Here is a 13,137-nt window from a genome sequence, read left to right on the forward strand (position 1 = left end):
TTATAACTAAGTATAAAAAAGGATATTGGGATTAATTTAGCTTTATCAATACCAAACTAAAAAGAGCAGCTATACAGCTGCTCTTTTAGAAGGTACTAATCTTTAGGCGTTAAGCCCAAATGGGTCGTCAATGCTATAACTTGGTTGTGTAAACCAATGAGGGCCGTTGTCGGTCATGTAAAAATGATCTTCTAAACGTACGCCAAATTCATCCGGTATAACTAACATTGGCTCGTTACTAAAGCACATGCCTGGGGCAAGTGGGGTTTTATCACCGCCAACTAAGTATGGCCATTCGTGAATGTCTAGCCCAATGCCGTGGCCAGTTCGATGCGGGCAACCCGGTGTTTGGTACTGCGGACCTAGGCCTTGCGCCGCTAAATAAGTACGTGCGCCCGCATCTACGTATTCGCAGGTGGCACCGATTTTAGCTGCATTAAATGCCGCCATTTGCGCTGCTTTTTCATGATCCCAAAACATACGTTGGCGCATTGTTGGTTCGCCAAATACATAGGTACGGGTTATATCTGATAGGTAGTCGTGTACTTTACAGCCGGTATCTATTAATACCATATCGCCTTTTTTAAGTACTTGGGCGTCTTTAACACCGTGCGGAAAAGACGTTGCAACACCAAACAACACAATACAAAAATAGTTACCTGGCGCGCCTACCTTTTGGTGGGCTTGTTTAACAAAGGCTTCTACTTCGGTGGTGGTTATTCCCTCATAAAGCATGCTTGCTGTGGCTTGATGCACGGCTAAGGTCATATCCATCGCGCGCTGCATTAAGCTAAGCTCATGAACTGATTTATGCATACGACAATGCGCCGTTACAGGTTGTGCGTTTATGAGTGTTAAACCCGTTTGCGCTTTATTAATGCCGTCGAATATAAAAAATTGTGCGCTTTCATCAATGCCAATGGTTGCGTTTTCATTAATATTTAACTTTTTTAGTACTTCGACAAAAAGTGCATAAGGATTTTCGTGTTCTTGCCACCCATGAATAGGCCCCTCTATTACTTTAAACCCGTTTAGTGAACCAATTTCGAAATAAGGCGCAATGTATTGTACTTCACCAAGGGCCGGTAATATTGCGCCAACCATGCGCTCGCTCGCGTACCATTTCATACCTGTAAAGTAGGTTAGGTTGGTGCCAGCGTTTAAATAAATTGCATCTATGTTGTTTGCAAGCATATAAGCTTGCGCTTTGGCTATGCGCTCTAAATGTTCGTCAGCTGCAATAGGGGTTAGCGTTTGCGTCATATTACTTAGGCTTGCCAGCGCTTGCTCGCTCGATTGTGTACCAATACCGATGGTAGTCATATTTTTCTCCTTGGATTTTTAGCTAGTGTGATTAATACCAAGGTAAAATTCAATGTTATGCGATAAGAGGCTATAAAATAATAACCTCTTAAAAGGTCATATTATTTTTTAGCGTAAGGTAAACGCGTGAGTTTATTACTTGTGTGGTAGCTATCAAGCCCGGTTACTGCCACTGTTTCTATTGCTTGTAAATCTAGGAAACCATCGCTTTGCAGCGCGGCTTTATCAACAAAAACATCCATAATTTCGCCAATAACGAGCTCAGTCCCATTGATGGCTAAATGTTGGTTTTCTATAAATTTAACCGAGTACTTTAAGCGGCTTTCTTTTACAAAAGGCGCTGCAAAGTCGTTTAAGTATTCAGGTGTTAAGCCTGTAGCATCAAACTCAGACTCGTCTTTATCGTAACGAGCTGAAGTTTGATGAGCTTGTTTGTAAATTGACTTATTAACTTGGTTAATGGTGTAAGTGCCCGTTTGTAAAATGTTTTCAAATGTATGACGCGGCACACTATGAGGGCGCATAATCATTGCGACTAAAGGTGGGTTAGCCCCAAGGTGAATAACCGAGCTTACAATCGACAAGTTGGTATTGCCGAGTAAGTCTTGCGTGCCAATTAAATTAGCGCTTTTAAAACCCGAAAGAGAATTAATTAGATGTGTACGGGTATGTTTTTCAAGTGCGTCTATACGCGCTTTAGTAAAATGCATTAGAAGTCCTTACCACGGTATTGTAGAGCCTTGCCAGTCTAAATAAGCAGGCTCACCGTTTAGTTTTAAATCAGGGTTATTGTTTGTTAATTCAAATAGTTGCTTGGCTACAAATTCAGGCGTAAATAATTTGCCTTCAGGTACATTCTTTTGAAAGGGCTTTGAAAGTGCTGTATCTGTAGTGCCAGGGTGAAACAGAATGAGTTTGGTATTTTTAGCACGACGAGCAAGCTCTATAGCAGCGGTTTTAAATAGCATGTTAAGCGCCGCTTTAGATGCGCGGTAAGTATACCAACCACCTAATTTATTGTCGTTTATGCTGCCTACGCGCGCACTTAATGCAGTAATAGTACACTGCGTTTTGTGGGTTAAAAGCGGCAAAATACTCTGCAAGCAAAGTAGGGGAGTTAGGGTGTTTGAATTTAGAAGTTGGCTAAAATACTCAGCGTCTAAATCCTCCAGCTTTTTTTCGGGCATATGGGTTTTGTTGTGCAGTGTACCATTGAATATAATAACTTGTTGTATATCGGCATTTTGCTCTTTTAGGTAATTAGTAACGCGCGCTAAACTTTGTTTTGTGTAGTCAGTATGCAGGTGGACAACACTTGAGCCAGATTCAATACTTTTTGAACTAATACAAACGATCTGATGAGTAGGCGTGTTTATTTGTAGATGTTCTATATATGCATTTGCTATGGCGCTGCTTGCGCCGAATAAAACAATAGTTTTCATTTATCACCTTTTGCTTTTAGTCCACATTGGCCATTACTGCACTGAGTATTTGGCATTAAAAAGCGACTGATGGGGTGCCGATACTTAGCAAATAATAGGTATCCGCAGTCAGCGAAAAAGCGAATTATTGGCAAGCGAAAAATTTTCAACCAGCTATGTTTACCCACTATTTTCCATGCTTCGTAAGTTACATCAAGCCCATAAATCATTTCACCTGATTGCTTTTGAGCTTGCAGATAGTTCATTGCTTTGTCTTTATCAATATACGGGTAGCGCTCACTGAAGTCGCTCGCGTTAAGATCTTCAAGCGTAATTAAGTTTTTGTTATCAGCGTGTTTTAGTTGCTGCATTTCGGTGCTACAAAGAGGGCAGTTACCATCGTAAAAAATGATCATGTGAATGCTTTGTGATTATTTTATATATACTTTTTTACGACAAGACATTGCAAATGGATCTATTAAATATCTCTTCATGATGATATTAATAGTGTCCTACGAAAAAATGGAGACTGATAAATGAGTGAACAATACGCCGCCTTGCGAGGTAATGTAAATTTACTAGGGCAACTACTAGGACAAACAATCAAAGATGCCCAAGGTCAAGCGATTTTAGATAAAGTGGAAGAAATTCGTGCTTTATCAAAATCATCTCGCAGTGGTAACGAAGACGACAGACAAGCGCTTATAGATGTTTTACATGCGCTTAGTGATGAAGAGCTTTTACCGGTTGCCCGTTCATTTAATCATTTTTTAAACCTTGCTAATGTAGCAGAGCAATTTCATACCGTTTCGCGTTTTAATGACGTTGGCCTTGGTCAACAAAATCCTCTCACTCAAACATTAAAAACGTTAGCTACAAAAGCAGAACAAGGCCAGTTAGACAGTAATCATTTGGCCGAAACACTCTCAAAACTCCACATAAACTTAGTATTGACCGCTCACCCAACCGAGGTTACGCGCCGTACTATTATTAACAAACACGTTGAACTAAGTGATTGCTTAGCGTCATTAGAGCGAAAAGATAACTTAGTGCAAGAGCGGGACAATATTTTAAATCGTATTGAACAGCTGATTAGCCAAGCTTGGCATACCGACGATATTCGTCGCTCTCGCCCAACGCCAGTTGATGAAGCCAAATGGGGCTATGCAGTAATAGAAAATAGCCTTTGGCATGCGGTTCCGCGCTTTTTACGTGAATTTTCAGCCAATGTTAAAGACCAGTTGAGCTTAGAGTTACCAATAGATTACAGCCCAATCGAGTTTACATCGTGGATGGGTGGAGACCGTGATGGTAATCCATTTGTAACATCGCAGGTAACAAAAGAAGTGCTTGATCATGGTCGTTGGATGGCACTTAACTTATACATTCAAGACTTAAAAACGTTGTGCGCTGAACTCTCTATGTCAGATGCCAGTGATGAGCTTGTTGAGCTTGCAGGGCAAGAGTTTGAACCATATAGAGCGGTAATCAAAAAGCTTAAAAATCAGGTTGCGGAAACAGTGGCGCACTTAGGTGCTAAAATTAAAAATAAGCGCAGCGATTCACAAGATTTAATTACTAATATTAATCAGCTTAAGCACCCAGTTGAAGTGTGCTATCGCTCTTTATTAAAGTGTAATATGAAAGTAGTTGCGGATGGTTTATTACTTGATTTACTGCACCGTATAAATAGCTTTGGTTTGCGTTTAGCTAAACTTGATGTGCGCCAAGATTCGTCTCGCCACGGCGATGTGTTTTCAGAACTGACTCGTTATTTAGGTTTAGGCGACTACAACCAATGGCAAGAGCAAGACAAACAAGCATTTTTACTTGCAGAGCTTAACTCGCGCAGACCGCTTATTCCAAAACATTGGCAACCAAGCCCTGATGTACAAGAAGTACTTGATACCTTTGATGTAATTGCCAAGCAAGACGAAGCAACATTTGGTTTGTATATTATTTCGATGGCACGAACAGCGTCAGACATTTTAGCAGTACAACTATTGCTAAAAGAAAGCGGCTGTAGCTTTGATTTACCAGTAGCACCGTTGTTTGAAACACTCGACGATTTAAACGCAGGCAGTGATGTAATTACCACATTGCTTGATAATGTTTGGTATCGCGGGCACATTAAAAACACCCAAAATGTAATGATTGGTTACTCTGATTCTGCTAAAGATGCCGGCATGATGGCAGCAGGTTGGGCGCAGTACGAAGCAATGGATAAACTAGTGCAGCTTGCTGATGAGCGTGGTATTGAACTTGTTTTATTCCACGGACGTGGTGGTACAGTAGGACGTGGTGGTGCACCCGCTGCACAAGCGCTGCATTCACAACCGCCTGGCTCATTAAAAGGTGGCTTGCGTGTAACCGAGCAAGGCGAGATGATTCGCTTTAAATTTGGTTTACCCGATGTAGCACTGCAAAGCTTAAATATTTACGCAGGCGCAGTTCTGCAAAGTAACTTATTACCGCCACCAGAGCCAAAACCGCAGTGGCGCGAAGTAATGAAGCTAATAAGTGAGGAGTCATGTGAGCATTACCGTAATGTAGTTCGTCACGATGAAAACTTTGTACCTTACTTTAGAATGGCAACACCTGAGCTTGAGCTGTCTAAGTTACCGCTTGGCTCGCGTCCTGCAAAACGTAATCCTAATGGTGGCGTTGAAAGTCTACGTGCTATTCCATGGATTTTTGCGTGGAGCCAAAACCGTTTAATGCTTCCTGCATGGCTAGGTGCGTTAACAGGTTTAAAAGCTGCGCTTAATAAGTACGGCGCTGAAACCCTAAACGAAATGAGCTTACAGTGGCCGTTCTTTAGATCGCGCCTAGAAATGCTAGAAATGGTATTTAGTAAAGCCGATTGTTGGTTGAGTGAGCATTATGATAATGCGCTGGTGGAAGATATGTACAAACCACTGGGTGTAACACTTCGTAAAGAGCTTCAAGAAGCCATTAGCTTGGTGCAATCACTTAGCCCGCAAAAAAGCCTACTAGCCGAACAACCTTGGATTAAGGAGTCGATTAGTTTACGTAACCCGTACACCGATCCACTTAACTTACTACAGGTTGAGCTTTTACGCCGTGCTCGCTCAGAGGAAAAGCGCAACGAAGGTGACATTGATAATGCATTAATGATCACGATGACAGGTATTGCAGCAGGTATGCGTAATACCGGCTAACATATTATTTTGTTAGGTATACCAATTAATTATTTTGTTGGGTATATCAGTTAAAATTAAAGGGAGCACGCGATGTGCTCCCTTTTTTGCGTTAAATAGGCTGGTATTTAACATCCTAACCTTTTAAACTACTTAGCCATTGAATAATTAAAAAATGTTATGGCTTCAGCAACTTTTACTGTACAGCAAGATACAGCACTTACAAATTCGCACATCACATTAAACGTAGCGCAAACAGCGTCATTACGTAGTCAATTAAAATCACAACGTGGCATATTAAATTCTAATAATATTAAGCAGTTATGCGCACAACTCAATGTGTCTGATGATGCATTATTACAAGGTTTAGTACCTTTGGCTTCTGAGTATGCTGTTGCGCCGATATCAGATTTTCATGTAGGCGCAATTGTTAAAGCACTTGATGAAAACGATGAGGTAAACTTTTACTTTGGTGCAAATGTAGAGTTTGATCATCAAGCATTGAGTTTAGTGGTTCATGCAGAGCAATCGGCTATAAATAACGCATGGTTAAACGGCGCTAAAAAAATAGTTAAAATAGCGATTAGCGATGCACCGTGTGGGTATTGTCGTCAGTTTATGAACGAACTCGCTGATGCGAAAGAGTTTGATATTTTATTGCCAGAGCAACACTTTAAATTGGCAGAATTACTGCCGCACTCGTTTGGGCCGACTGATTTAGGTAACGCGTTTAGCTTGTTTAATCCAGAGCCTCACCAGCAAGTATTTGCAAATGATCAACTAGATGAAAAACTAGCAAGTACAGCATTAAACGCATACGTACCCTATAGTAAAAACTTTAGTGCAGTAAAAATTAGTACATTTGAAAATGGTGATTTTTACGGAAGTTACGCAGAAAACGCAGCATACAGCCCAAGCTTGTCGCCACTACAAAGTGCACTTAGCCAATTATTTATCGCAGGGCTTAGCTTTAACGAAAGTACAGTAAAATCAATTACACTTTTAGAAACCGCAGGCCATGAAAACCAAGCGGGTGTAGCACGTGCTGTACTTGCAAGTTTTAAAAATCTACCGGCAATAGAAGTAATTAGCGCTCAGCTAAAATAACCTCTTAAAAATTATAAAGCACAGCCAGAGCTGTGCTTTATAATTTTATCTATTGAGTTTACTTGGTATTAATCAAGTAATACTTTAGCCGCTTCTAATACTACCGCTACAGATTTACGCTCAATTTCACCATGGTCAACATTTGGTATTTCTTGGCGAGTACGATTAACAAGTACGCCGGCAACACATGCTGCTTGTAAGCCAAGGGCTGCACACATAGTAAATAATGTTGCTGATTCCATTTCGTAGTTCATCACGCCCAGTTTTTGCCACTCTTCGCAGCTACCTTGTAGTGATTTAGGAACGTAACCAGAATGCGTATCGTAACGCTCTTGTCCTGGATAAAATGTATCGCTTGATGCAGTAATACCAATATGAAAATCGATATTTAAGTTTTTACATGCTTGTACCATAGCTTGTGTTGCATAAAAGTCAGACACAGCAGGGTAGCTAAGAGGAGCAAAATGCTGGCTTGCACCGTCTAAACGTACAGACGCTTGGCTAATTAAAATTTCGCCTTCGTTGATATGTGGCTGAATCGCACCTGTTGTACCAATACGTAAAAATTTACGCACGCCAAGTTGTGCTAATTCTTCTACTGCAATCGACGTAGATGGACCACCAATACCCGTAGAACAAACAACCACCGAATGGCCGTTTAGTTGACCTAAGTAAACATGAAACTCACGAGTTTGAGCAAGGCAGGTTGGGTTGTCTAGGAATTGTGAAATGCGTGCAGCACGATCTGGATCGCCCGGTACAATCGCAAGTTTTGCACCTTTAAGATCGTCAATACATAGTCCTAAGTGAAATACCTTTTCCATAGCTAAGCCTTTTTATAATAAATTGTGTCAATCTAGCATCATTGCTAGAAACGTTTATCAAGTACAGGACGATTGTCCGTTTTATTTTAACTCCTCCAATTAAGTCTTAATAATTTTAAGGATTAATTTGATTTATTCATCAACTATGAATATTCAATCAAGTGCTTATATACGTAGGCTTGTTGTGCTGTTGACATGTTCAAGCAGACATAATAAGTATCAACCAAGCGCGTAACTACAATTAAATAGTTTATGGTAAATATTCATTAATATTAAATTAATTCAATGGCTTAAATTTGTATTAAGCACGTAAAAGATAACGTGTTTATTTATATTAGGCACAGACTTATTTAGCAAAGTGGAATTTATTTGAAGTTTAGGCACTTTTGGTGATTTTGCATAACTAATCAAAAGTAATTAGCTACGTACAGAATAAAAATCGAAGGAGTTTATTATGAGCACACAATTTGAAGCATTTAAAAACAAAGTTGAGCACTGTTTGTGCGCACCTGGTGATGGCGTATACACAGTAAATACTGCAAAGGAGCGCAAAGCCGCACTGCGTAATAAACTTTATGGACAAACTGAAAACGTTGATAATTTGTGGCGCGAGTCTTTAAATGAATTACCAAATTCTCCACATAAAGCCGTTATGTTAGGTATTAGCTCAGACTGTGGCGGTGGTATTTTACGCGGTGCAAACTGGGGGCCACTGTTTGTGCGCTCAGCTTTAATTGATCAGCAACCGCAGTGTCACTCGTTTGATTTAGGCGATGTACGTGTAATCCCACATTTACTTCATGATAAATACCTAAATGATGCAACCATTTCTAATTGCCAAAAAGCCCTATATGGCAATGAAGATAACGACTATTACGTAAGTCCGTTATCAATCACAGAGGATGTATGCGACAGCTTTTACGCAACATTTAAAGATAAAGGGATATTTGGTATTGGTGGCGATCACTCAATTAGTTACCCACTTACCAAAGCGTACTTAAAAGCAAAACGTGAGCAAGGTAAGCGTACCGCTATTATTCACTTTGACGCGCATACAGATTTACTTGTTGAGCGCCTAGGCATAGATTTATGTTTTGGCTCGTGGTGTACACATATTTTAGAATTTTTACCAGCACCACATCATTTAATACAATTTGGTATACGCTCAAGTGGCAAGCCTAAAGCGCACTGGGAAAGTACCTTTGGCGTTAAGCAACATTGGGCACATGAAATCATTGAGCGCGGCGCAGCAGCAGTTGCTGCCGACGCTATTGCACAATTAAAAGCCGATAACGTTGATGAAGTATACGTAAGCTTTGATATTGATGCGCTTGATGCAGAGTTTGCATCTGCCACAGGTACGCCAGAACATAATGGTTTAACACCACAGCATGCGCTTGATATTTTATCAGCCATTGCGGATGAGTTTCCGATTACGGGTGCGGATATGATGGAAATAGCGCCATTTACCGACAGCTCTTTAGTGGGCCAATCAAGCTCTGAAACGACACTTAGAGAAGGCGCTAAAATTTCAGCCTTTTTAATTAGTGCGATGAACAAGTAAGCTGTATGAGCTATAAATACTAGCACTATCAGCGTATAAGTGTGCATTACATGACTAAAAACTAGCAGTTCATAAAGCCTCAGCTATATTTATTAAATACTTATAATGAGTTAGTTGAGGCCTTGCTAAATGAAATTATTGATCTTTTTATTGTTCATTAGCTGTATTAAAGTTGATGCAACTGAAATCACAATAGTAACGGAAGTATTTCCGGACTTTCAGTATCTCAATGGAGATAATAAACTCGTTGGGCGTTCCGTCGATAAAGTTCATAAAGCGCTAGAAGGCACTGGTATAAAATACACTATGTTGGCGCATAGTTGGGCCATTTCCTACAATGCAGCGCTACGCGATAAAAATACCTGTATATTTTCAATTGTTCGATTACCTAATAGAGAAAGTAAGTTTAACTGGGTAGGTGAACTGGAAAGCTTTGATTCTGCTATTTATGGTCTAAAATCTAGAGGTATAAAGTTAAATACTCTCAATGATGCTAAAAAATATAAAATAGCAGTACTGCGTGATAACTTTAGTCATCACTATTTGCTTGAGAGGGGCTTTAGTGAGAACAAGCATTTATTACTCATCGATAGCCTAGATAAAATAGATAAACTCATAAGCACTCGTCACCATATACTTGATTTTGTTATCCTCAACAAAAAGCAATTTAACTACCGAGTTAAAACAGAGCCTAGGCTTGAGCTACTCGAGCCATTACTAAATCTAAATACAGCTCAATCTCCATTATTTTTTGCTTGTAATATAAATATGGATCCGGCCTTAGTTGTTCAATTAAAAGTCGCCTTTAAAGGCAATTAAACAGTTTAAAAAAACAGTTTAATCAATGTAACCTCATGAAATTAAATTACTTTAATATATTTTATAAATATAAATTGCCGCATTTTAAAAACCGATTATAATCCAGCTGCTTTTTGTTTAAAAAAGCACTAACTTTTTGGAGCATTAAATGGGTGATTTAATCGGGATTAGCTTATTGATCTTGATCAGTGCGTTGTTTGCTATGTCAGAAATAGCAATTGCAGCGTCGCGTAAAATAAAACTGCGAGTAATGGCAGATGAAGGGAATATAAAGGCAGCAGCGGTACTAAAGCTACAAGAAAATCCAGGGGCTTTTTTTGCCATGATCCAAATAGCACTCAACGCGATTGCGATATTGGGTGGTATTGTGGGCGAGCAGGCCTTATCGCCTTATGTTGAAAGTGTGTTGGTATTGTTTTATCAAGGTGCGCATTTAGAAAAAATTAGCTTTTTATTCTCGTTTTTTACTATTACATCCTTGTTTATATTATTCGCCGATTTAATGCCAAAGCGTTTAGCGATGATCATGCCAGAAGCGGTCGCTGTTAGAGTGGTTACAATAATGCGCTGGGTTACCTTTGCATTAACCCCGCTGGTGATGTTTTTTAATGGGGTAACTAACTTTGTGCTGCGCTTATTTAAAGTGCCCGCTGAGCGAGAAGACAATGTGACAACAGAGGACATTGTTGCCATGATGGAAGCAGGTGCTGCATACGGTAGTTTGCAAAAGCAAGAGTATGAACTCATTGGCAATGTGTTTGACCTAGAAGCGCGATTTTTATCAAGCGTAATGACGCCACGCGACCAAATTGTATATTTTGATTTAAACGAATCTAGCCATGATATTGCGACTAAAATTATTGACCATCCTCATAACCACTTTTTAGTGGTGTCAGGAAATTTAGATAAGTTGCATGGCTCTGTTGAATCTAAAGATATTTTACGACAAGTACTAAAGGGCGAAGCTGCCAATATAAACGATGATCTCATTGATAAAGATGTTTTTTACTTACCGGAAACATTAAGCCTATCAGAAGCTTTAAATGCGTTTAAAAGCGCAGCAAAACCATTTGCTGTTGTCGTAAACGAATATGCGCTTTCGGTGGGCATTGTAACGGTAAAAGATTTAATGAAAGGGTTTATGGGTGATTTAATTACTCATCAAGGCGACGAATTAATCATAGAACGCGATAAAAATTCATGGCTTGTAGATGGCTTAACCCCAATTACCGATTTAGCAAAAGTACTTGATATAGAAGAATTTCCCGATCAGATGCACTATGAAACGGTCGCTGGCTTTTTAATTTACAATATGAAGCGAATACCTAAACGCGCGGAGCATTTAACTTTTTCAGGCTTTAAGTTTGAAGTTGTTGATGTAGAAGGAATTAGGGTAGAGCAGTTGTTAGTCTCAAGGGTTATTAACCCGCAGAGTGCTAATATCCTTTAAAATAAGGTGTGCGCTTTAGTTTTTATATAAATAGCCAAGCTGTATTTGCTTGGCTTTTTTGTGTCTGTTAAAAAATTCGTTTCTAAAATGGGATATTATTTCAATATGTTAAGTTGTTTTATTTTCATACAGTCTTGATTCTATTTTCATCTAATTAACATTAAATCCAACCTAAGACGTATATTGTACTGAGGAGTGTAAGTTTGTGTAAATTTCTTCTAATTAAGATTCATTATCAGCGCGTTTTAATTTAGAATGATCGTTCACTCTAAACTAAAAGGTATTTAACATGCAGCGTTCCCGCATCGCTTTATTTGTATTGTCAGCCCTCGTCGGTTCTGTTGCTTTAACTGGTTGCGATCAGGCTGCTGAGCAGTCACAAGCTTCAGCTCCTAAAGCTGTACCAGTGGGTGTACTTACATTAAAAAGCCAAGCGCTTACTCTCAAAAAAGAACTTCCTGGTCGTATCAGTGCATTTCAAATTGCTGAAATTCGCCCACAAGTAAGTGGTATTGTGCAATCTCGTTTATTTGTTGAAGGTAAAGAGGTTAAACAAGGCCAGGCTCTGTATCAAATAGACCCTGCGACATTTGAAGCAGACTTAGCAGCAAGTGAAGCAAGTGTTGCTCGTGCTCAGGCGAGTATTTCAAGTAGTAAAGCTAAAGCATCTCGTTTTAGCGAGCTTTTAAAAATAAAAGCGGTAAGTCAGCAAGACTTTGATGAAGCAGATGCTGCATACAAGCAAGCAAAAGCAGAATTATTAACGGCTAAAGCGCAGTTAAAATCGGCGCAAATTAACCTTGATTACAGCCATGTGTCGTCACCAATTAGTGGTCAAATTAGTAAATCAAGCGTAACTGTAGGTGCACTAGTTAGTGCTAACCAAAGTACTGCACTTGCTACAGTGACTCAGTTAGATCCAATTTATATCGATTTAACACAATCAAGTAATGAGCTTACCAAACTTAAAAAAGCAATATCATCAGGTGCTCTAAGTGTTGATTCGACTAGCCAAACTGACGTTGAACTTATTATGGAAGATGGCTCTGTTTATCCTCATAAAGGCACATTGCAGTTTTCTGAAGTGACAGTTGATCCAAGTACTGGCTCAGTAATACTACGTGCTAAATTTTCAAACCCAGAAAAATTATTACTGCCAGGCATGTATGCTCGAGCTTCTATTGTGGAAGGTGTTAAGGCGGGTGCTATTTTAGCTCCGCAACGTGGTGTTAGCCGTAATTCAAAAGGCGAACCAACAGCAATGGTTGTCAGCAAAGACAACACGGTAGAAAGCCGCGTATTAAAAGTAGATAGAACGATTGGTTCTGATTGGCTTGTTACTGATGGCTTAATGGATGGCGATAAGTTAATAGTTGAAGGTTTACAAAAAATCCGCCCTGGTGCACCAGTGAATCCATCTGAAATTCAATCGTCTACTAAAGCCGATCAAGCGCAATAACGGAGAGTT

11 protein-coding genes are annotated in these 13,137 nt (G+C 39.6%); 6 read left to right on the forward strand and 5 right to left on the reverse strand.

Annotated elements, in window-relative coordinates; genetic code table 11:
• Positions 1-102: 102 nt before the first annotated feature.
• From PARC_RS19500 to PARC_RS19515, 4 genes are all read right to left on the reverse strand, one after another.
• Positions 103-1,323: a M24 family metallopeptidase gene (locus PARC_RS19500; RefSeq protein ID WP_010553977.1), complete on the reverse strand. Its 1,221-nt coding sequence runs from the start codon at positions 1,321-1,323 to the stop codon at positions 103-105.
• A 101-nt stretch (positions 1,324-1,424) separates the two neighbouring features.
• Entirely contained in the window at positions 1,425-2,033 is a 609-nt protein-coding gene (locus PARC_RS19505; RefSeq protein ID WP_010553976.1) for a flavin reductase family protein, read from the reverse strand.
• Between the two features lie 9 nt (positions 2,034-2,042).
• Positions 2,043-2,765 carry an SDR family NAD(P)-dependent oxidoreductase gene (locus PARC_RS19510; RefSeq protein ID WP_010553975.1) on the reverse strand — a complete coding sequence of 241 codons (723 nt, stop codon included), beginning with the start codon at positions 2,763-2,765 and terminating at the stop codon, positions 2,043-2,045.
• Positions 2,762-3,160 (reverse strand): thiol-disulfide oxidoreductase DCC family protein, encoded by a 399-nt coding sequence (locus PARC_RS19515; protein WP_010553974.1) that lies wholly within the window; start codon positions 3,158-3,160, stop codon positions 2,762-2,764. Before PARC_RS19515 ends, PARC_RS19510 begins: the two co-directional genes overlap by 4 nt.
• Positions 3,161-3,280: 120 nt before the next feature.
• On the opposite strand from PARC_RS19515, the gene ppc reads away from it, so the two are divergent.
• Complete coding sequence (gene ppc, locus PARC_RS19520; protein WP_010553973.1) at positions 3,281-5,926, forward strand: phosphoenolpyruvate carboxylase; 2,646 nt, start codon at positions 3,281-3,283, stop codon at positions 5,924-5,926.
• A gap of 159 nt (positions 5,927-6,085) precedes the next feature.
• Entirely contained in the window at positions 6,086-7,012 is a 927-nt protein-coding gene (gene cdd / locus PARC_RS19525) for a cytidine deaminase (RefSeq protein WP_010553972.1), read from the forward strand.
• Between the two features lie 68 nt (positions 7,013-7,080).
• On the opposite strand, the gene udp is transcribed toward cdd, so the two are convergent.
• Entirely contained in the window at positions 7,081-7,836 is a 756-nt protein-coding gene (udp, locus tag PARC_RS19530) for a uridine phosphorylase (RefSeq protein ID WP_007582384.1), read from the reverse strand.
• A gap of 454 nt (positions 7,837-8,290) precedes the next feature.
• On the opposite strand from udp, the gene PARC_RS19535 reads away from it, so the two are divergent.
• From PARC_RS19535 to PARC_RS19550, 4 genes are all read left to right on the forward strand, one after another.
• On the forward strand, positions 8,291-9,400 hold the full coding sequence (locus PARC_RS19535; protein WP_007582386.1) for an arginase family protein: 1,110 nt from the start codon (positions 8,291-8,293) through the stop codon (positions 9,398-9,400).
• Positions 9,401-9,529: 129 nt separating this feature from the next.
• Positions 9,530-10,219: a transporter substrate-binding domain-containing protein gene (locus PARC_RS19540; RefSeq protein WP_021032151.1), complete on the forward strand. Its 690-nt coding sequence runs from the start codon at positions 9,530-9,532 to the stop codon at positions 10,217-10,219.
• Between the two features lie 148 nt (positions 10,220-10,367).
• The gene (paeA, locus tag PARC_RS19545; RefSeq protein WP_007582388.1) at positions 10,368-11,669 is read left to right on the forward strand and encodes a polyamine export protein PaeA; all 1,302 of its coding nucleotides are present in this window, start codon (positions 10,368-10,370) and stop codon (positions 11,667-11,669) included.
• A 289-nt stretch (positions 11,670-11,958) separates the two neighbouring features.
• On the forward strand, positions 11,959-13,128 hold the full coding sequence (locus tag PARC_RS19550) for an efflux RND transporter periplasmic adaptor subunit (protein WP_010553970.1): 1,170 nt from the start codon (positions 11,959-11,961) through the stop codon (positions 13,126-13,128).
• Positions 13,129-13,137 lie beyond the last annotated feature (9 nt).

Source organism: Pseudoalteromonas arctica A 37-1-2, from assembly GCF_000238395.3.
GTDB lineage: Bacteria > Pseudomonadota > Gammaproteobacteria > Enterobacterales > Alteromonadaceae > Pseudoalteromonas > Pseudoalteromonas arctica.